A 20,231-nucleotide genomic window follows, 5' to 3' on the forward strand; every position below is an offset into this window, starting at 1 on the left:
CCAGGGGCTTTCCGACCAAGACCCATCGAAACTACCCAGGGCTGCGGCTTCGACACAAGCGCTGACGAGCCCGTAGCTTAGTGGAGAAAGGACACCCAGTTCCGGCCGGCTTCCCACACGACCTCGACAGCCCAGACAACCGGGGGAACTGCCATGCAGATAAACGAAGCCAGGACCAAGCGGCCGGCTGCGTTGAAGGTGTTAAATTTGCGATTAGCGATGCGTGCTTGCACTGCTGCCTGAACCGCGAGGTCATCCAGATATTCCTCGGTGACGGATTGGCCTTCTGCAGGGTAGTACCGTTGTCTGGCGGCCGGACCGAAATCCTCTATCCCCAAGGATGCGATGTCGCCGAAATAAAGAAGGTTGCTAGTTTCCTTCCGTTCAGGGTGAAGATGATGCAGCAATCGTGGAAGGAAGGACGTGAGCGTCACCACCGCTGCCACTGCCAGCAGCGGTAACGCCACCATGAAGGCAGTCCGAAACCCCATTGGGGGCTCATCCGTGGAACGAAGGATTCCGATAATGGATCCCATCCAAACGGAGCAAAACGTCAGCAGTGCGGCGTTCTTGGCTTCCGCGAATTTTACGAGGTCCATCATTCGTCCGTGGTTGGCAGCTAAGGCCTTTTCATAGCTTTCCTGCTGATCGTTCTTAGCCATCGCAATCCTATGCGGCTTCTGCCAGTTCATTGCCGACGAGGTCCCGGAGGGGACACTCGTCCATCGTTCCGCAGCACTTGAAGGGTGTATCCTTGAAACTGTCGAAGAATCTTGCCTCGGCTAGGCGCCAGCCTTCAAGCGCCGCCGCGAGGTCGGCAAACACCTGCGCATGGTCGGAGCATGCCAACAGCGGCAATCCGCGGGTGTTTCCTCGGTCACACTTGCACCTCTGGCGCCGAGTCATCACTCGGCCGCTCTCCATGTCGACTGTAAGCAGCTTCCTGCCGTCGAGCAGTAGCCGCAATCGATCTTGGCCGCCAAGCCTCCTTCGCAATGTCGTTAGGCGCCCTTCCTTCAATGCCTTCTCGAAAGCCCCACCGAACCTTAAGGTGCTTGCTTCAGCCACCGCTTGGTACTTCGCGGCTTCGGGTCCGTGAGCGCGTGCCTCGCCTTTTCCGGGCCAACTGCGAAGCGCTGCCGCCGTGCGTTGCCTCAGAAGAAAGATGAGCAGCTTCCCCCACCATCGCCCGGCGGCCTCCGCGTCGCTGATTTCATGCGGCTCTGCCTCCGCCCAATAGAGACAGAACGTGCCGTCAAAGTTGATGTGGCGCTCCGGACAGAAGGACGGGAGGTGTTCGTTTTTTGCCTCCTTTGCGACTATCTTGTCTCCGGTATCGATGACCTTGATAAGAAACCGGGTTGCGGGTGCGCCGGACGCGTTGACCGGCTGAACGGCAAAGATCGCAACATTGTCGTTCAGGCTCAACAGATCCGAGTGATTGTCGCGCGCAGTTTCGGTCAGAAGGGCGAGGGCCGACATTGCCGTCAGCGCCCCTCCGAGTGTGGGCGGAACGGTTCCTCGGCAGCCCTGGCAATCGCCGGGCTCTTCGCGGCATAAGCGGCGGCATGCGCTGCTTTGGCCACCTTGTCGCCTTCGGCCGTGAGCGCCTCAAGCACCACGTCGTAGGTCAGCCCGGATTTCCGGCGCGTTGTCCCGAAGAGTGTCCGTACAGATTCCGGGCCAGCATCATACGCTGCCTTTCCGATCGCGGTTTGCTCGCCATTGCAGCGCTTCTGCTCGGCTTCTGAATCGAGAACGGCGCGACCTGTGGAGCAGCGAACACGTTCGCCCTGTATGCCAAGTCGTGTAATCGCTGTCGGGCCGAATTCGAAGCCTATGGCTAGCCCGAGATCGTCGGTGTCGACGTCATTAGCTCCAAGCCTTTCGAGCGCCAGATCGAAGCTGCTGCGCAATCCTCCGGCACACAGGGCCGAGGTAGAGACCGTATCCTCGGTGTACGTGTGGTAGGCCGTTCCCTCCATCACGTGGCCGTGGATGCAATCGCCGATGAAGCGAATACGCCGCCCAGAGAAATCGGAGGAAAGGACCCGGTCGAGTTCCGAACGGATGACGTGGAGACAGCGGACGACGTCTTCCGGATCGTCATCGATATGCGCGTCGACATACGCCGTGAAATTGTCAATATCGGCGTACACCGAAACCGTGTCCATCCGCTTCGAGTTTCCAGGCGTAAGAGCCGAAATATCAAGGTCGCGCAAAGGAGGAGTCGCCCGGGTGAACGCGAAGGCGCCGATCGGGTTATTCTTGTTGTCAACACGCCAGTCGGACACCACGGAGTCTTTGCTCAGTCCAAGGTTGGCGGTGTTCTGGCAATCCTCGATCTCGGCCTCGGTGAGCGGTGTGAGCGGGACGTCTTCGTCGTCAAGCTCCTCAAGCCCGATTGCCTTCCTCGCCTCGTTGCTCAGATATATGCCGATGTCGCTCCCGTTCGATGCGATCTTCGCTGCCATGTTGGCGGGGCGCCCCAGGAACAGCGGTTCGCGGTTGCCGCTCCGACCATTGTTAACGGCTAGCGCCCGGCCACTGTCGATGCCAATTCGAACCTCAGCTGCCGGAATGTTCTCGTCGTCATCGCCAGTCTCGAGCAGGACGTCGCTGATCAGCTGCGCGATGGCGACAGCACGGTTGACGCGATCTCCTTCCGCGTCGCCGCCATAAGGCTTGGCGACGACGGCGTGGAGCCGCTGGTTATGGAAGTCTACGCGAATTGCGTCGGATGCGGCCAAGATGCGATGGACGGCCCGATAATGCAGATTGAGGAAGCGCAGCGTTCGCTTATGGCAGGTTTCGCCTTCAGATTGCGTGCTTTCCAGCATGCCTTTCAGGTTCAGGATGTCGACATAGAGGTGAACCGCATCCATGCGGTACGCCTTGTTTGTCGGTATCGATTTCAGCGACGTGTCCCGCTTGTAGTCCACGACGGTCACGGACTCGACTTCCTTAATGCGGGAGTCGATCGCGTCCTTGGCGCGATCATATTTCCAGTTGTTCGACATACCTACCTACTCCTATCGACAAAGGGCGCTTGGGATCGCCCAGCTACTTCGCAATGAATCAGGTGAGATGACCGGGAGGTCGGACGGCGACGACGCGGTTGGTTGTACGATCTTCTAATCGCTCGGAATACGTTTAATTCCTGATTTGTTCTGAAAAGCATTTTTCGGACGCCATGCGTCCGGACGACAGTTTGTTTTGGTTGCTAGTCCCTCCGGCTTCCTCGGGAGCGGCCGTTTGGCCGCTCCAAGTACACAACATTGGCTTTCAGGTACCCAACTTTGGGTGTGGCACCAGCGCTTCAGATTCTCAGCTGCACCCGCTCGTGCTTCCACACGTATCGCACTTCTCGCAGGTGCCGTTCCGCACCATGGTGAAGTTGTGGCATTCCGAGCATTCGTTGCCGGTGTAGCCCTGCATCAGCGATTGCTGGCGCCGGGTGGCGGCGAGTGCCTTGGCCTCGGCGGCCTCGTGCGCGGCGGCGTCGGAGAATAGCCCCTCGGCACCCGAAGCCTCGGTTTCCTCCTCGGCGATGTCCTCGACCAGTTCCCTGGCGCGTTCCTCATAGTCGCGCTTGTAGGCGATGGCCTCGTCGCTCGCCGGCTTCAGCGCCAGTACGTTGGAGCCGGAGAAGGCCGTCGGCGCCACGCGGGCAGGGGCCGTGGCCGGGGCGGAACCGCCGAATCCCTTGGGTTCGGCGCCCGACACCAGCTTGACCGGCGAGGCACCGCGGTAGAGGCCCTTGGAGAAGGGCGTGGCCTTGCCTTCGGTGATGCCGCGCCCAAGTGCCGTCTTGTCGAAATCCGACTGGTCGACATGGGCGAGATCGTGGCGGTTGAGATAGGACACGGCAAGTTCGCGGAACACGTAATCGAGGATCGACGTCGCGTTCTTGATCGCGTCATTGCCCTGCACCATGCCGGCCGGCTCGAACTTGGTGAAGGTGAAGGCTTCGACAAATTCCTCGAGCGGCACGCCATATTGCAGGCCGAGCGAGATGGCGATGGCAAAATTGTTCATCATCGCCCGGAAGGCCGCGCCTTCCTTGTGCATGTCGATAAAAATCTCGCCGAGACGCCCGTCGTCGAACTCGCCGGTACGCAGATAGACCTTGTGGCCGCCGACGACTGCCTTCTGCGTGTAACCCTTGCGGCGGTTCGGCAGCTTTTCGCGGTCGCGGTAGAGACGCTCCACGACGCGCTCGACGATCTTTTCGGTAACCTGCACCGCACGCTGCGCGGCGGGCGCGGCGACCAGCTGTTCGATCGCCTCGTCCTCGTCCTCCTCGCCATCGGCGAGCAGCGAGGCATTGAGCGGCTGCGAGAGCTTCGAGCCGTCGCGGTAGAGCGCGTTGGCCTTCAGCGCCAGCTTCCACGACAGCATGTAGGCGTTCTTGGCGTCCTCCACCGTGGCGTCGTTCGGCATGTTGATGGTCTTGGAGATGGCGCCGGAAATGAAGGGCTGTGCCGCCGCCATCATCTGGATGTGGCTGTTGATCGACAGCGAGCGCTTGCCGATCTTGCCGCAGGGGCTGGCGCAGTCGAACACGGGGAGGTGTTCGGCCTTTAGGAAGGGCGCTCCCTCAAGCGTCATCGCACCGCAGACATGGATGTTGGCGGCTTCGATGTCCTTCCTGGAGAAGCCCAGCGCCGGCAGCATCTCGAACGAGAAGTCGTTGAGCTGCTCGTCGGTGAAGCCAAAGGTCTCCTTCACCCAGTCGGCGCCCAGCGTCCACTGGTTGAAGACGAACTTGATGTCGAAGGCCGACTTCAGCGCCGCGTTGAGCGCCGCGATCTTGTCGTCGGTGAAGCCCTTGGCCTTGAGCGAGCCGGGGTTGATGCCGGGCGCCTGGTTGAGATTGCCATGGCCGACGGCGTAAGCCTCGATCTCGGCGATCTGGCTTTCCGAATAGCCCAGCGTGCGCAGCGCTTCCGGCACGGCGCGGTTGATGATCTTGAAATAGCCGCCGCCGGCGAGCTTCTTGAACTTCACCAGCGCGAAGTCGGGTTCGATGCCTGTTGTGTCGCAATCCATGACCAGCCCGATCGTGCCGGTCGGCGCGATGACGGTCGCCTGCGCGTTGCGATAGCCGTGCTCCTCGCCGAGTTCGATGGCGCGGTCCCAAGCAGCCTTGGCGTGCGTCGCCAACTCCTGCTGCTTGAGGTCGGAAGCGACCAGCGGCACCGGGTTGACGGCCAGCTTCTCGTAGCCGTCCTTGTCGCCATAGGCGGCGCGGCGATGATTGCGCATGACGCGCAGCATGTTCTGCGCATTGCGGTCGTAATCGGGGAAGGCGCCGAGCTCGGACGCCATCTCCGCCGAGGTGGCGTAGGCGGTGCCGGTCATGACGGCGGTGAGCGCGGCGCAGATGGCGCGGCCCTCATCGGAATCGTAGGGAATGCCCGAGGTCATCAACAGGCCGCCAATATTGGCATAGCCGAGGCCCAGCGTGCGGTAGTCGTAGGAGAGCTTGGCGATCTCCTTCGACGGGAACTGCGCCATCATGACCGAGATTTCCAGCACGATGGTCCATAGCCGCACCGTATGCTCATAGGCAGCGATGTCGATCGTGCCGTCGGCATTGCGGTAGGGGAGCAGATTGATCGAGGCGAGATTGCAGGCCGTGTCGTCGAGGAACATGTATTCCGAACACGGGTTGGAGGCCCGGATCGCACCGGCGGATGCGCAGGTGTGCCAGTCGTTCATCGTCGTGTTGAAATGCAGGCCCGGATCGGCCGACGCCCAGGCGGCGTAGCCGATCTTTTCCCAGAGATCCCTGGCCTTCAGCGTCTTCAGCACCTTGCCGTCCTTGCGGGCGGTGAGATGCCAGTCGGCATCATCCTCGACGGCGCGCAGGAAATTGTCCTTCAGCGACACCGAATTGTTGGAGTTCTGGCCGGAGACGGTGAGGTAGGCGTCGGAATCCCAGTCGGTGTCGTAGGTCTTGAACGACATCGAGGTGTAGCCCTGCTTGGCGAACTGGATGACGCGGTAGATGTAGTTCTCCGGCACCGCGTCCTTCTTGGCCGCCTTGATCTCGCGCTTCAGCGCCGTGTTGATGGCGGGGTCGAAGCAGTCGTCGTCATGGCCTTCGCAGTTGACGCAGGCCTTCATGATCGCTTCGAGATGCTTCTTGACGATCTTGGAGCCGGTCACCAGCGAGGCGACCTTCTGCTCTTCATTGACCTTCCAGTCGATGAATTCCTCGATGTCGGGGTGATCGGCGTCGACGATGACCATCTTGGCGGCGCGGCGCGTCGTGCCGCCCGACTTGATGGCGCCCGCGGCGCGGTCGCCGATCTTGAGGAAGCTCATCAGGCCGGACGAACGGCCGCCGCCGGACAGCTTTTCGCCCTCGCCGCGCAGCAGCGAGAAATTGGAGCCGGTGCCCGAGCCGTATTTGAACAGGCGCGCCTCGCGCACCCACAGATCCATGATGCCGCCCTCATTGACGAGGTCGTCCTGCACGCCCTGGATGAAGCAGGCATGCGGCTGCGGGTGCTCGTAGGAGGATTTCGACTTCGTCAGCTTGCCGGTGAACGGGTCGACATAGAAGTGGCCCTGGCTCGGGCCGTCTATGCCATAGGCCCAGTGCAGGCCGGTGTTGAACCATTGCGGCGAGTTCGGCGCCACGCGCTGGGTGGCCAGCATGTAGGCAAGCTCGTCGCGGAAGGCGCGCGCGTCTTCCTCCGACTTGAAATAGCCGCCCTTCCAGCCCCAATAGGTCCAGGTGCCGGCCAACCGGTCGAAGACCTGGCGGGCGTCGATCTCGGACCCGTAGCGCTCGGCTTCCGGCAACTTGGCAAGTTCGGCCTCGTCGGCGACTGAGCGCCACAGGAAGGAGGGAACATCGTTCTCCTCGACCTTCTTCAGCCGCGCGGGGACGCCGGCCTTGCGGAAATATTTCTGCGCCAGGATGTCGGCGGCGACCTGGGAGAATTGCGCCGGCACGTCGATATTGTCCAAGCGGAACACCACCGAGCCATCCGGATTCTTGATCTCGGAGAGCGCCTTGCGGAATTCGATCTCCGCGTAAGCCGATTGTCCCTGTCTGGTGAAACGACGCTCGATGCGCATTGGTCCGGTCCCTTTTGTCTATATATAGCGCTTTCGTCAGGAGATTTCTGCTCCCAATGCGAAACGCGCATGTCCGCCGTCTGCCGGCGTTCGAAAACGGCCGGCTCTCCATTTTCGCGGTCTTCGTCCGCCTTGCTGGTCAAACTTCTTGCGAAGCGCCTGTCCAACTCACCGACGAACCCGCGGGTCCCTCAAAACTGATTTTTTCCGATTCCCTCACTCGAGGGAAATTCACATTATCTAGCGTCGAACCTGCCTGCAAACACTAAATATAGTGTTAACAGACAATTTATTCCAGTCCGACAATTCTCCCTTTTATCGCCCACGCCCCACAATCCCAACGCTTCCGCCAGCCTCGTAAACAGGCGGAAATGTGGGGAAAAACGCACATAATCCGGGAAAAAGACCGGGCTCAGAACTTTCCGGTCGCGCTCTCAACAGGAGCGCATGGCCTATAAAAGGCGACTCGTTTTGCGCCGTCAAGGATTCGTTTGCGTAGCTTTTGTGACCTCAACATCTTGTGTGTCACACATGTGGATAACGGGGATAGAATGGAGCTGCCGCGGTAGCCCCCGGCCGAGGGGACAAAGACGCGCTTGTCAGGCTTCGCGACGGCTCCGGGGCGTGATCCAGGCACAGACCATCTGGCGCATCCGACGTCGCGGATCAGCCGTAATGCGTCCTGGGCTTCGGCTCGGTTCCGGTGAAGTGCACCCCGATCCGGCCGTTGCGGCGCCAGCGGACCTCGCATCGATAGCCGATGCCGTCGACGGGCACATAGAGAAGGAAATGATCCGGAATCGTTGCTTCGGGCGGAACCTTGAGTTCGGCGCCACCTTCATTTTGATTGCGCAGCGTGCAGCCAACTTCCGAATTCGAGATGCCCGTGATGATCGTGCCGCCCTTGAGCACGCGCTGGCGATGCTCGCGCTTGTGCTCGTCGGATCTCTCTGGATTGGGATTTGCGGGATTTGTCATCGGTAAAACGCCAGGATCGGATCAGATCCTATTACGTCTTCATTAGAAAAGCATTCACGCCGCAGGCGCCCCCGTCCGAGCTGCTTGGTGGCGCGGCCGGTCCCGGTTCAGGCAAACCGACGCGGGTCGGCGCAGAAATAGGCGATGATCTGGCAAAGATCCGGTTCGTTGACCATGCGCACCGCTTCGCTCGAACTGACCCATTTGCGGGTGCGGGAGCGTTTTTCCTTCCAATGGTCGGCGACCTTGTTGACATGCAGCGGGAACACCAATACCTCGCACGGCACTTCCTCGCCGGAGGCCAGGGCCTTGGCGTAGAAGTAGCGGCCGGCCTCGAGATGCGAGATCGTCCCGCGCAGTCCGGCTTCCTCGACAGCCTCGCGCGCCGCGGCTTCGCAAAGCGGCTCCCTGGCTTCAGGCCAGCCCTTCGGAAGCACCCAGCGGCCGGTATCGCGGCTGGTAATCAGCATGATCTCGACGCTGTTTCCGGTTTCGCGCCAGGGCAGGGCGGCTACCTGCAGACGGCACGGCGCGGTGCCGAAGAGTCGCCGGACCCTTTCGGCCAGATGGTTGTGCGTCGTTGGCCTCGTCAGCATCGGAGAAGCTAGCCCCAGCCTCCAGAATCGTTTGCCGTCTCACGAATCTTACGGCTAATTATCGGCAATAAAAGTAAAAACTTTCATCAGGATGGCCGATTTTCGCCAATAGACGCCGATTTCCGCGCGCCAGCCAGCCTCGCGAGACCCTTTGCCTAGTGGATGAGACTTCCCTGCGGCTCGATTTGCAGCAGGTTGCTTGCCGCGAATCAGCCGGCGTGATCGTCGGCGATCGGCTTCTGGTAGGTGAAGCCCATGTCCCAGGGAAAATAGATCCAGGTATCCTGACTGACCTCGGTGACGAAAGTATCGACCAGCGGCCGCCCCTTCGGTTTGGCGTAGACGGTGGCGAAATGCGCCTTCGGCATCATGGCGCGCACGATGCCAGCCGTCTTGCCGGTGTCGGTCAGGTCGTCGATAATCAGCACGCCCGCGCCGTCGTCGGCAAGCAGGGCCGGCGTGACCTCCTTCAGCACCTGCAGCTGACCCTGGCTGCTGTAGTCATGATAGGAGGCGACGCAGACGGTCTCGATAACGCGTATGCCAAGCTCCCGCGAGATGATCGCCGCCGGCACGAGGCCGCCGCGCGTGATGCAGACGATCGCTTTCCATTGCGCCTTGTTGGTGCCGGCAAGCCGCCAGGCGAGCGCGCGCGCATCGCGGTGGAACTGGTCCCAGGAGACCGGAAAGGCTTTTTCGGGAAGGGACATCTTTCGCGCACTCCGCAGCACGCGCGGTCGCGCGCAGAAAACAGGGGAATGCGCGCGGAAGTAACTGGAAAACCTCGCGCTTGGCAAGAGCGGCCGCAAACGACACTGTGAACTTACCGCGACAGGAAAGCCGCCACCGGCGCGGTGCGCAGCACGGAGCGCGTCACTCCGCCGAACAGGAGCTGGCGCAGCCACGAGTGGCTGTAGGCGCCAAGCACCAGCAAATCGGCGCCGGTCTCCGCGATCCTGGTCTGGATCACCTCGTCGACCGAGGTGCCGCCCGATCTCTGCACCGAGACACTCACGCTGGCGCCATGACGCGACAAGGCGGAAGCGATTTCCGCTCCGGCGGCCTCGGGGCGTTCATCGAGCGTGTCCGGCGGATCGATGACCAGAATGTCGGTTTTGTCGGCCTCGATGATGAAGGGCAGCGCATCGAAAGCGGCGCGTGCGGCCTCCTTGCTGCCGTTCCAGGCAAGCAGCACACGCTTGAAGGTGGTGATCAGCGGACCCAGGTGCGGCACTACCAGCACCGGCCGTCCGGCGTCGTAGACCAGTGTGTCGACGTCGGCGCTCGCATCGCCGCCCGTCTCGCGCTGCGCGGCGATGATCAGGTCGGCGGCACGCACGCTTGAAATGCCGGTCAGGGCGCTGTCGCCGGAAAAACTCTCCAGGCTGTGCCATTCGAAGGACAGGCCGGAATTCTCGATATGCCTGAGAAACGCGGCCCGCAGCTTTTCGGCCCGTTCGCGGTTCATGTCGGCCGAAACCTGCAGGAACTCGGTGTCGGGAAAGCCGGTGGCCGACGTGTAGGGCACCGGAAGCGCTTCGGCGTGGATGCCGATCAGATGGCTCTGGAAGCGGCCGGCAAGCGGAATGGCGAAGTCGAGCACGCGCTCCGCGTCCTGCTCGTTCTGCAGAATGGCGACGATGGTCTTGAAGCGCATGGTGATCCCCTCATTTTGCGAGCGATCCGCCCGCGGCAAGGAAACGTCGCCGCGTTGTGCTTGGTTCCGGCCTGGACCGGATCAGCTCGCGCTGCTGGCAAAGCCGGCCACCATCGCCTCGACATCGGCGCGCGCGGCGTCCAGGGCCTGCTGGCTGCGGGCACGGACCACCAGTTCGGTCCAGAACTTGCCGTCGCCGTATTTCGGATAGGAGCCGATGATCGTGTCCGGATGCGCTTTCTGGATCTCGCCCAGCGGCCCGCCGACGAGACCTTCGCCGAACGGGCAATGCACCGCTGCCGACAGCATTTTCGTGCCGGCTTTCAGCGTCGGCACGACATTGTCGAGCATGGCCTGGAAGATCGAGGGCACGCCCGCCATCACGTGGACATTTCCGATGCGGAATCCGGGCGCGACCGACACCGGATTGTCGATATGGTCGGCGCCGCGCGGCATTCGGGCCATGCGCTTGCGGGCCTCGGTGTATTCGATGCCGCGAGCGGCATAGCTTGCTTCCAGCAGGGCATAGGCCTTGGCATCGTATTCGCACGGCACGCCGAAGGCCTTGGCAATCGAATCGGCTGTGATGTCGTCATGGGTCGGGCCGATGCCGCCGGTTGTGAACACATAGGTATAGCGAGCCCGCACCGCATTTACCGCGGCGACAATCTCGTCTTCCTCATCGAGAACGATGCGCACCTCCTTCAGGTCGATGCCGATGGCCGTCATGATGTCAGCCAGATGGCCGATATTTCTGTCCTTGGTGCGGCCGGACAGGATCTCATCGCCGATGACGAGCATGGCGGCGGTAATGATTTCGGACATCGACGGCTCCGGCAAAAACGGGTCGCCTGAAATAGCGCGGCACGCGGCCAGCGGCAATGCCATCCGACCGGTGAACAAACTGTGCCCGCATACGCGGTATTCCCCGAATATTGGCGCCCTAAGTACCCTGGCGTGGCTGGGCGGGCGAGGATCATCACGTCAAGGAGACGCAAATGGTCAAAGTACTTGTTCTCTACTATTCGAGCTGGGGTCACATGGAGCAGATGGCCAAGGCCGCAGCCGAAGGCGCTCGCGAAGCCGGTGCCGAGGTGACCATCAAGCGCGTCGCCGAACTCGTGCCCGAAGCGGTCGCCAAGGCCGCCCACTACAAGCTCGACCAGGAAGCGGCGATCGCCAGCCCGCTGGAACTGAGCGACTATGACGCGATCATCGTCGGCGCCTCGACGCGTTACGGAATGATGTGCGCGCAACTGAAGAACTTCTTCGACCAGACCGGCCCGCTGTGGGTCAAGGGCGCGCTGATCAACAAGATCGGCTCGGTGATGTCTTCGACCGCGACCCAGCACGGCGGCGCGGAACTGGCCCTGATCAGCACCCAGGCCATGCTTCAGCACCACGGCATGATCATCGTTCCCCTGTCCTATGCCTATCAGGCTCAGATGGGCAAAGATGTCGTGCGTGGGGGGGCGCCCTACGGCATCACCACCACAAGCGACAGCGACGGTTCGCGCCAGCCTTCGGCGCAGGAACTCGAAGGCGCGAAGTTCCAGGGCGGGCGCGTCGCCGAAATCGCCGCGAAGCTGCACGGCTGATCGTTGTGCCGCCGGTGCCTGCCGGCGTTGCTCCTGCTGGCGATGCTTGTGGTCCACGCCGTGGATCGTCGCTTCACCGACGCTTCACAAGGAATTCAAGGAACCATTCGGCTGATGACTGGTTTGCCCCGTGTCGCACCCAAGGCGACGAAGACAAAACGGAGTGATCCAATGTACAAAAAACTTTTCGCGGCATTCGTTCTGACGGCCGGTCTTGCCACATCGGCGATGGCGCAGTCGACTGACGGCAGGTATTACAACCATGACAGTTGGTGGAACAATTGGTCGCTGTTCGGCAATGAGGATTCATCAGCCATCGACCAGAGCACCACCGGGAGCATCAACGCATACGGCTCCGGGTTGAGCACCCAAGGCAATACCGGTGGGATGGGCCCATGTGCTCACAACACTCCAGGTCCGGACGCCAATGCTCAAGGCAACGTCAATGACCAGTACTGCGGCAAATAATCAGCCGTAAGCTCCCTGCTGACCGTAGGACGTTTTCTCTCCCGACGTCCGCGGTCGGCGCTCCGGGGCGGCCGGCCTTTGGGGCGATCGGGGCTTTGGGCTGAAAGATCAGTCGGAAACCTCGGTCTGCGGCCGGTCGCGTCCATCAGCCAGTTCCTCATGCCATTTGCCGTCGGCATCCTCGTACTGGATGCCGTCCGTCGACCCCGCGACCTGCTGCTCGGCTGAAGCGATCTCGGCGGCCCGCAACGCGTCCTGATGCGTGGGAAACGTCTCCGAGAAGGTCGCTCCGACCTTGTAGGCCCAGCCGCCGTCATGCTCGACTATCTTGTAAGTCAGCTTCGCCATCAAAAACCTCCGGTTTAAAGGTCCGTCCGCTCAATGCAGGCGGTCGTCGGACAGCTTGTCGTCTGGCACCAGCACTTCCGATTCCCTGGCGGCTTCGATAAGGGCCCGGCGCGCATCCGCTGTCGAACGATAACCTTCCAGCACTTTGAGGCAAGTGTCGAGAGCATCACGATGACGGGGGCCGCGATTGAGCGGCCAAACCGTCATCAGGCACTCCGCCGCCTCCTGGGTACTGCGGATGTGGCGATATTTGCCGACATGGCCGAGTTCGACCACGACCGGTGTTTCAAAAGGCTTGTTGTCCATCATGGCCGCAACGCAAAGCAGTCAATTTGGTTGCAACCGTGTCTTCAGCCTGCGCCCAAACGTCCCAGACCTCCTTGGAAGCTCTATTGCGGCGGTCGTCCGACGACGCGTTCCGCCTTCTCGGAAGGGCCGCTCAGCCCGCCGCCTTCATCCAGTGCTGCATCGTCGTCACCGAGCGCGCGAGCTGCGGCGCGGGATGGATCGTCTCGCTGAACGTGGCGGCCGCTCGCCACCCCCAGCGCGGGTCGGCGAGGAAGGCGCGCGCCAGCGCAACCATATCGGCGCGGCCTTCGGCGATGATCGCCTCTGCCTGCTTGGGATCGTCGATCAGACCGACCGCGCGGGTAGGGATGCCGGCGCCCCTGCGCACGGCTTCCGCCAGATGTACCTGATAGCCGGGGCCGGAGGGCAGTTTCTGCAAGGGCGAATTGCCGCCGCTCGAGCAACAGAGATAAGCGACGCCTTCGGCCTTCAGCGCTTTCGCCACTTCGATCGCATCCTCGACGTCGAAACCGCCATCGACCCAATCCTTGACCGACAGCCGGGCGCCCAGCATCAGTTTTGGCGCTGCCTTTTTCACCGCCTTGGCGATCTCGACGACAAGACGCATGCGATTTTCCAGCGAGCCGCCCCAACTGTCCGTGCGTTGGTTGGAGAGCGGCGACAGGAACTGGAAGATCAGGTAGCCGTGCGCCGCGTGCAGCTCGATGAAGTCGAAGCCCGCGCGTTCGGCCCGCCTCGCCGCCTCGGCGAACCGCTCGATGAGCTGGAGGATCTCCTCTTCCTCCAGCGCTCGCGGCACGTTCCAGCCGGTATCGTAGGCGATTGCCGAGGCCGAGACGGTCTGCCAGGGATCCTCGTTCGGCTGCAGCGGTCCGCCCCCCTCCCAGGGCTTGCGGTTCGAGGCCTTGCGGCCGGCATGGGCAAGCTGAGTGCCGAATTTGGTGCCGGGTGCGGCCACGCGCCTTGCTGCGTCCAGGGCGCGGCGCGCAGCGGCTTCATTGTCTTCGGAATAGAGGCCGAGGCAGCCATGGCTGATGCGGCCACGCCGCTCGACATCGGTCATCTCGACCGTGACCATGCCGGCGCCGGACATTGCCAGGTTCATCCAGTGGTGGAGATGCCAGTCGCTCGCCGAGCCGTCCTCGGCCGAATACTGGCACATCGGCGCAACGGCGATGCGGTTGGGAAAGCTCAAGCCATCGAGCGTGATCGGCTGGAAAAGCGATGTGGTCATGAACGACACTCCGGGAATAGGATGCGCTATTTAGGCGATCGATCGCCGCCATGCCACACACGAGAGAGTGAAATGCTTACTGGACCAACCGCTGCCCCGATTGCGTGAACGCCGGTTCGCGGCTACGCCTCCCGGGTAACGTGGAGGCAGCCGATGGAAGATCGTATCCGCATCCGTTCTGAAGAAATCCTATCCGACGACTGGGCTGTTCTGAAGAAGACCGTCCTCGACTACCGTCGCCGCGACGGACAATGGGAGACACAAATCCGCCAGACTTACGATCGCGGCGATGGCGCGGTGATCCTGCCCTATGATCCCCAGCGTTCAACCGTGCTCCTGGTGCGCCAGTTCCGCTATCCCGCCTATGTCACCGGCCACCGCGAACCGCTGGTCGAGGCCTGCGCGGGACTGCTCGACGAAAACGATCCGGAGACCTGCATCCGCAAGGAGGCGGAGGAAGAGCTCGGCTATCGGCTGAACCATGTGGAGCGGCTGTTTTCGCCCTATATGAGCCCGGGCAGCGTCACCGAGCGGCTCTGGTTCTTCACCGCCCTCTATTCGCCCGCCGACCGCATTTCGGCCGGTGGCGGCGCAGCGGACGAAGGCGAGGACATCGAGGTGCTGGAAATGCCGCTCGACGAGGCTCTGGCCGGCATTGCCGATGGCCGCATCATCGACGCCAAGACCATCATCCTGATCCAGCATCTGAAGCTCCATCCGATCGCTGTTTGACCGATACCGGTCGCCCCTGCGGGACGAAGAATCGGTGCGGGGCGAATGAAAACGAACGTGTTTTGCACAACGCTTTTTTGGGACTGCATGGCCCTAATTGACGAGATCGCCTAGGTAGTTGAAACGAAAGGCGCGCGGACGTGGCGGAATTGGTAGACGCAAGGGACTTAAAATCCCTCGATCTCTGATCGTACGGGTTCGATTCCCGTCGTCCGCACCACCTTAACTCTACTTCAATGCTCTGCAGAGCCTAGCCGCCACCAACGGGTGCCACCCGGGTCTTCTAGCGGCGGCTCGGCGACCGTGCGCCGAGGCACGCCGTCGGCTATGGGCCCTCGGCGAACGTTGCCACGATCCGCCGACCTGAAACGGCGGATCGTGGCGTTCAAGCGCTCACTGGATAATCTTTACGATCTTGCGTGTGCCGGGATCCACGACGACGGTGTGATTGTCCACGACGACGTAGCGATATTTGACGTTGGGAATTTCATGAAGCTCGACCGTGTCGGGCAGGGCGGTCCCGACGTTGAGCTCGACGCCGGGAATCTTGACTGAGGCCAGAGGCTGTTTCTTTACGTATTCTTGTATGACGGTTTCGTCCTGCGGCTGAATGACCACATCCTGTGCGGCGGCGGCACCGATGCCGGCAAGCAGCAGGAATCCCGCTACGACGGTTCTAAGATCGGTTCTCATTGTTGCTTCCTTTCTCTCTCGTTGGGCTTGACGCGAAGCGCGGTGGCGCCCGAAGGATTGCCAGGGTTGGCAAGGGCTCCCAATGCTGGCCATCGATCAGGGGAACCATCGTTCAATGGCCTGTCAGGCAATCGCTCTTAGACGCGTGGGTTCCAAACAACCGTGGGTTTGGGCCTTTTGCGCGCCACGATCTGACTTTGGTCGCATGTTCAATAGGACCCAAGCCCCAGCAGTGGAACCGCCGGTAGGAAGCGTGCGTTGCGTTTGCTAATGATCTTCAACTGGAGGCCGATCATGGCAGCCGGCCCCGCTGTGGTAAATTCTGGCGGCAGCGCTGCCGTGGCCATTGTTCTGGCAGGCGGAAAAAATATTTGGCGTCAAGATTGACGCTCCCAAAGCCAAAGTGCCGTCCGCATCGGCGAATCCGGCAGCTCCGTCGAACGGTGGCTGATGTCAATCCGACGCTTCGTGAGGCAAAGCATGCCCCCTGGTTCCATCAAAACTGATGGCCGTGACCGTGTCACAATCCCCGACAACGACAATCACATGGCTGGCGTCGACACCAAGCCGCTCTTGAAAAGTATCCAGAGCGACGATTTTGCTGACGCGCTTTGCGCGAGAGCCGAGCGGTTCGCGACCAAGGTGGTCGTGGCAATGGCGATTTGTTTGACATCGACACTGGTCGCCGGCGTTTATTTTTTACTGGCGCCCTCTTGAGGGACCAGAAGCTCAAGCTGGAGAGCACGACCGGCCTCTCATACCCGGGCTGCGATTAAGCACTCATTTTCAACAGGGAAGACCCGCCTGGCTTCCTCAGCCTCCACTTCCCTTGTTGTCGGTCCGCCGCTCGCGGGCACGGCCCGGCAGGGTTGGCGATCAGCCGGGCCGGATTGCACAATATTAGTCGTTGCTGTCGTAGATCACCACTGGGTGACGCCGGTGGTGACGGCGTTCAGTTGAGCCCGTTATGACGACGGTGTCGCGGCGATGATGCCGGCGACCTTGGTCATAGAAAGCCACCGTGCCATGGCGCCGATGATGGAGGCGATGGCCCTGATCGTTGATCACTGCCACGTGACGGTGATGATGGCGATGGGTTTTGATGACGACGTCGGCTTCTGCCGCCGAAGCGACAACCGGCATTGCAACGAAAACGAGCGCCATGGCACTTGTCAGAAAAATCGCTTTCATAAGTGTTTCTCCATTCCAGATCCCTCGGGGGTAGTTTCACGACAGCTCAAGCCGCACGAGGTCTCGATTTGAGCTTTCTGCCTGCGAAATGAGCAGGGGGTTGAGGGTGCAATGATGGCAACCCTGCTCTCGTGGGCACATGAAGGACCATTGCTGCACCCGTTCAACAAATGAAAGGAATGCGAGTACGTTCCTTGCAGGAGAGCTGATCGGACCTCTGCTGTAGGTATTCGGACCAAGGTCTTGCTGATGTTCTTGGACCTTCGTCCGCACTTGCGGTTCGATGGCTCTTTTCTCGATGCAATTCTTTGAGTGTTCACTGCGCGATCGGGCGCGGGTACTGCGATGGCGGACGCGCGCCTGCGTGCGAGGGCAGGATCATAAACGGCACGCGGCATCAAGTTCTGCGCCGGTGACGTTCAGACAAGCGGGCATGGTGATACTGGTGCGATCACGCAATTCCGCGCGCCGCAGGCAATGATACGGTGTCTGCGCGGCGGATCTGATCCGTCGAGGCCGGCGTCTACCAGGCCCAACCCATCCCCCCGCCCACTGGGGACGCCGGCCCCTCAGTCCTTGGAATTGCCGTAGAATTGCCGTCACGGACCATGCGAGATCGAGCATGATCCTGCCCGGTGACCGGGCGCGGCGATGGGGCTCAGAACTTGTAGCTCAGATTGATGCCGACCGTATTCAGCTTCACATTCTGGTCGCGATCGAGAAAATCGTCCGGCGCATCGAAATGCTCCTTGCTGAAATCATAGTAGCGATACTGCGCCCCGACGACGAACCTGTCGGTCAGCGCATAGTCGATGCCGGCGCCAACCGTCCAGCCTATGCTGGTTCGCGTGTTGTCGAACGAGGTACCGGCATCTTGCGAGGTTTCGATGCCGGCAAAGGCGACGCCGCCGATGCCGTAGATCAGGAACCGATCCATCGCATAGCCGGCCTTGGCATTGATGGAACCGAACCACTTGACATCCGTGCCGAGCAGATTTCCCGCACCCAGTTCTTCGGCGCCCTTTGCCGAGGAATAGTTAAGCTCTGCTTCGGCGCCGAGCACAGCCTGGTCGAATTGCCACAGACCGGCGACATGGCCACCGACGAAACCGCCGTCGAGGTCTGGCGAGGCGGCAAACGGCTCGCCCTCGGTTCCCGAGATGTCGGAACTGCCCCAGCCATAACCGCCTTGCAGGCCGGCATAGTGGCCGGTCCAGTCGAAACCGGGCGCGGTCATCGGCACATCGGCCACAGGTTCGGCTGCGAAAGCCGGTGCGGCCAGAGCGGCAAGAAAACCGACACTTGCAAGCATTAGGCGACGCATCGAACTGCCCGAACGAAGAGCTGGAAGATCCTGGCAGGCACGGTAACCCGATTTGCGGCAAAACGGAATCGCATTTCTGTGCGGCCGATTTACGCTCTCCGTCGGTCTTGGAACAATCGGGAGAAAGTGTGAGGCTGGTCAAAACCGTGGCGGCTTGGCACAGTCGGGCAAACAGGAGTCGCTTCATGGCGAACACGCCGTCGGGCAGCAAACCCAGACCATGGACTGAAATGGCGACACATCTGGTCGATGTCGCCATGGGCAGGAAACCCGCGGATCTCGTCATCCGCAACGGGCGCTGGGTCAATGTCCACTCCGGCGAGATCGTAGCCGGCACCGACATCGCCATTGCCGGCGGCCGCTTCGCCTATTGCGGCCCGAATGCCGGCCATGCCATCGGGCAGGGCACCAAGGTGGTCGATGCCGGCGGGCGCTATCTGGTGCCCGGTCTTTGCGACGCGCACATGCATGTCGAGAGCGGCATGGTGACGGTGACCGAATTCTGCCGCGCGGTGATCCCGCACGGCACGACTTCGATGTTTATCGATCCGCACGAGATCGCCAATGTGCTCGGCCTGCCCGGCGTGCGGCTGATGCATGACGAGGCCGTCGCCATGCCGATCAACGTGCATGTCCAGATGCCGTCCTGCGTGCCCTCGGCCCCCGGGCTCGAACATGCCGGCGCCGAACTGACGGTCGCCGACGTCGCCGAGGCGATGGGCTGGGAAAATATCATCGGGCTGGGCGAGGTGATGAATTTCCCTGGCGTAGCCGCCAACGATCCTGTGATGTCGGGCGAGATCGCCGCGACCGTGAAAGCCGGCAAGACCGTCGGCGGGCACTATGCCTCGCGCGATCTCGGCTTGCCGTTCCATGGCTATGTCGCCGGCGGCCCGGAGGACGACCATGAGGGCACGCGCGCCGAAGATGCCATCGCCCGCGTGCGCCAGGGTATGAAGGCGATGCTTCGGCTGGGCTCGGCCTGGTACGACGTCGCCTCGCAGATCAAGGCGGTTACCGAGGGCGGCATCGATCCGCGCAATTTCATCCTGTGCACCGACGACAGCCATTCCGGCACCTTGGTTCACCAGGGGCATATGGACCGCGTGGTCCGCCACGCCATCAGCCAGGGCTTGAAACCGGTGACCGCGATCCAGATGGCGACGCTCAACACCGCTCAGCATTTCCGGCTGGAGCGCGAGATCGGATCGATCGCGCCGGGGCGGCTGGCTGACCTTTTAATCGTCTCGGATCTCGCCGAAATGACCATCGACGAGGTCTATGCGCGTGGCGTCAGGCTGGCCAAGGCCGGCAAGCTCGACATCGACATTCCGGTCTACGACTATCCCAAGGCGGCGAAGAACACCGTCAAGCTCGGCAAGAAGCTGAAGGCCCACGATTTCGACATCACGGCACCCAACGGCGCGAACGAAGTCCGGGTCCGGGTCATCGGGGTCATCGAAAATCAGGCACCGACGCGGGCGCTGGAAGCGGATCTCGCCGTCGAGGACGGGCTGGTCGCCATGGATCGCCGCAACGACGTCTGCCAGATCGCGCTGGTCGAGCGCCACAGGGGTACCGGCGGCGTCACCAATGCCTTTGTCTCCGGCTTCGGTTACATCGGCGATTGCGCGATGGCGTCGAGCGTGGCGCATGATGCCCACCACATCATCGTCGTCGGCACCAACAAGCGGGATATGGCGCTGGCGGTCAACCGACTGGGCGAGGTCGGTGGCGGCGTCGTGCTGTTTTCCAAGGGTAAGGAACTGGCACTGGTCGAAATGCCGATCGCCGGGCTGATGTCGGACGAGCGGGCCGAAATCGTCGCGGCCAAGGCCGACAAACTGACCGAGGCCATGCGCCAGATGGGCTGCTCGCTGAACAACGCCTACATGCAGCACTCGCTGCTGGCGCTGGTCGTCATTCCGGAGCTCAGGATTTCCGATGTCGGCCTGATCGACGTGACGACCTTCCAGAAGGTCGACCTCTTCGTATAAGAGCAGTTGCG

Annotated in this window: 20 protein-coding genes and 1 tRNA gene; 6 read left to right on the plus strand and 15 right to left on the minus strand. The window is 61.7% G+C overall.

Going from position 1 to position 20,231, the window contains the following annotated elements; all coding sequences use genetic code 11:
• Nucleotides 1-77: 77 nt before the first annotated feature.
• From FJ426_RS07765 to FJ426_RS07805, 9 genes are all read right to left on the minus strand, one after another.
• Nucleotides 78-692 (minus strand): Pycsar system effector family protein, encoded by a 615-nt coding sequence (locus FJ426_RS07765; protein WP_140825135.1) that lies wholly within the window; start codon nt 690-692, stop codon nt 78-80.
• Nucleotides 670-1,482 (minus strand): E2 domain-associated cysteine-rich protein, encoded by an 813-nt coding sequence (locus tag FJ426_RS07770; RefSeq protein WP_140825136.1) that lies wholly within the window; start codon nt 1,480-1,482, stop codon nt 670-672. The genes FJ426_RS07765 and FJ426_RS07770 overlap by 23 nt, the downstream gene beginning before the upstream one ends.
• Nucleotides 1,483-1,487: 5 nt before the next feature.
• The gene (locus tag FJ426_RS07775; protein ID WP_140825137.1) at nt 1,488-3,020 is read right to left on the minus strand and encodes an adenylate/guanylate cyclase domain-containing protein; all 1,533 of its coding nucleotides are present in this window, start codon (nt 3,018-3,020) and stop codon (nt 1,488-1,490) included.
• A 307-nt stretch (nt 3,021-3,327) separates the two neighbouring features.
• Nucleotides 3,328-7,095, minus strand: coding sequence for a vitamin B12-dependent ribonucleotide reductase (locus tag FJ426_RS07780; RefSeq protein WP_140561007.1), 3,768 nt, complete (start codon nt 7,093-7,095; stop codon nt 3,328-3,330).
• Nucleotides 7,096-7,761: 666 nt separating this feature from the next.
• Entirely contained in the window at nt 7,762-8,073 is a 312-nt protein-coding gene (locus FJ426_RS07785; RefSeq protein ID WP_140493741.1) for a PilZ domain-containing protein, read from the minus strand.
• A gap of 107 nt (nt 8,074-8,180) precedes the next feature.
• The gene (locus FJ426_RS07790; RefSeq protein ID WP_140825138.1) at nt 8,181-8,669 is read right to left on the minus strand and encodes an NUDIX hydrolase; all 489 of its coding nucleotides are present in this window, start codon (nt 8,667-8,669) and stop codon (nt 8,181-8,183) included.
• 209 nt (nt 8,670-8,878) lie between these two features.
• Nucleotides 8,879-9,379, minus strand: a complete 501-nt coding sequence (gene gpt, locus FJ426_RS07795) for a xanthine phosphoribosyltransferase (protein WP_140493737.1) — start codon at nt 9,377-9,379, stop codon at nt 8,879-8,881.
• Between the two features lie 113 nt (nt 9,380-9,492).
• Nucleotides 9,493-10,326, minus strand: a complete 834-nt coding sequence (locus tag FJ426_RS07800; protein WP_140493736.1) for a universal stress protein — start codon at nt 10,324-10,326, stop codon at nt 9,493-9,495.
• 81 nt (nt 10,327-10,407) lie between these two features.
• Nucleotides 10,408-11,151, minus strand: a complete 744-nt coding sequence (locus tag FJ426_RS07805) for a competence/damage-inducible protein A (protein ID WP_140561008.1) — start codon at nt 11,149-11,151, stop codon at nt 10,408-10,410.
• A gap of 173 nt (nt 11,152-11,324) precedes the next feature.
• Here FJ426_RS07805 and wrbA point away from each other — a divergent pair, with 173 nt between their 5' ends.
• Both wrbA and FJ426_RS07815 read left to right on the plus strand, forming a co-directional pair.
• Nucleotides 11,325-11,924, plus strand: coding sequence for an NAD(P)H:quinone oxidoreductase type IV (gene wrbA / locus FJ426_RS07810; RefSeq protein WP_140825139.1), 600 nt, complete (start codon nt 11,325-11,327; stop codon nt 11,922-11,924).
• Between the two features lie 171 nt (nt 11,925-12,095).
• Nucleotides 12,096-12,392 carry a hypothetical protein gene (locus FJ426_RS07815; protein WP_140494988.1) on the plus strand — a complete coding sequence of 99 codons (297 nt, stop codon included), beginning with the start codon at nt 12,096-12,098 and terminating at the stop codon, nt 12,390-12,392.
• A gap of 108 nt (nt 12,393-12,500) precedes the next feature.
• Here the strand turns inward: FJ426_RS07815 and FJ426_RS07820 are convergent, their stop codons facing one another.
• The 3 genes from FJ426_RS07820 to FJ426_RS07830 all read right to left on the minus strand — a co-directional run bounded on the left by FJ426_RS07820 (nt 12,501) and on the right by FJ426_RS07830 (nt 14,283).
• Nucleotides 12,501-12,740 (minus strand): DUF2188 domain-containing protein, encoded by a 240-nt coding sequence (locus FJ426_RS07820; protein ID WP_140493732.1) that lies wholly within the window; start codon nt 12,738-12,740, stop codon nt 12,501-12,503.
• A gap of 30 nt (nt 12,741-12,770) precedes the next feature.
• Nucleotides 12,771-13,049, minus strand: coding sequence for a DUF982 domain-containing protein (locus tag FJ426_RS07825; protein WP_032920128.1), 279 nt, complete (start codon nt 13,047-13,049; stop codon nt 12,771-12,773).
• A 130-nt stretch (nt 13,050-13,179) separates the two neighbouring features.
• Entirely contained in the window at nt 13,180-14,283 is a 1,104-nt protein-coding gene (locus tag FJ426_RS07830) for an NADH:flavin oxidoreductase/NADH oxidase (RefSeq protein ID WP_140561010.1), read from the minus strand.
• Between the two features lie 153 nt (nt 14,284-14,436).
• Here FJ426_RS07830 and FJ426_RS07835 point away from each other — a divergent pair, with 153 nt between their 5' ends.
• Both FJ426_RS07835 and FJ426_RS07840 read left to right on the plus strand, forming a co-directional pair.
• On the plus strand, nt 14,437-15,015 hold the full coding sequence (locus tag FJ426_RS07835; RefSeq protein ID WP_140493728.1) for an NUDIX domain-containing protein: 579 nt from the start codon (nt 14,437-14,439) through the stop codon (nt 15,013-15,015).
• A gap of 134 nt (nt 15,016-15,149) precedes the next feature.
• A tRNA-Leu gene (locus tag FJ426_RS07840) sits at nt 15,150-15,235 on the plus strand.
• Nucleotides 15,236-15,408: 173 nt separating this feature from the next.
• On the opposite strand, the gene FJ426_RS07845 is transcribed toward FJ426_RS07840, so the two are convergent.
• On the minus strand, nt 15,409-15,708 hold the full coding sequence (locus FJ426_RS07845; protein WP_140561011.1) for a DUF1236 domain-containing protein: 300 nt from the start codon (nt 15,706-15,708) through the stop codon (nt 15,409-15,411).
• Nucleotides 15,709-16,254: 546 nt separating this feature from the next.
• Here FJ426_RS07845 and FJ426_RS31290 point away from each other — a divergent pair.
• Nucleotides 16,255-16,425, plus strand: coding sequence for a hypothetical protein (locus tag FJ426_RS31290; protein ID WP_181172776.1), 171 nt, complete (start codon nt 16,255-16,257; stop codon nt 16,423-16,425).
• Between the two features lie 183 nt (nt 16,426-16,608).
• Here FJ426_RS31290 and FJ426_RS07850 read toward each other — a convergent pair whose 3' ends face one another.
• Together FJ426_RS07850 and FJ426_RS07855 are read right to left on the minus strand one after the other, a co-directional pair.
• Nucleotides 16,609-16,899 (minus strand): hypothetical protein, encoded by a 291-nt coding sequence (locus FJ426_RS07850; protein WP_140558505.1) that lies wholly within the window; start codon nt 16,897-16,899, stop codon nt 16,609-16,611.
• A 658-nt stretch (nt 16,900-17,557) separates the two neighbouring features.
• Entirely contained in the window at nt 17,558-18,223 is a 666-nt protein-coding gene (locus FJ426_RS07855; protein ID WP_140561012.1) for an outer membrane protein, read from the minus strand.
• Nucleotides 18,224-18,408: 185 nt separating this feature from the next.
• On the opposite strand from FJ426_RS07855, the gene ade reads away from it, so the two are divergent.
• Nucleotides 18,409-20,220, plus strand: a complete 1,812-nt coding sequence (ade, locus tag FJ426_RS07860) for an adenine deaminase (protein ID WP_140493720.1) — start codon at nt 18,409-18,411, stop codon at nt 20,218-20,220.
• The last annotated feature ends 11 nt before the right edge of the window (nt 20,221-20,231 follow it).

Origin of the sequence: Mesorhizobium sp. B2-6-4, assembly GCF_006441495.1 — a bacterium.
Lineage (GTDB): Bacteria > Pseudomonadota > Alphaproteobacteria > Rhizobiales > Rhizobiaceae > Mesorhizobium.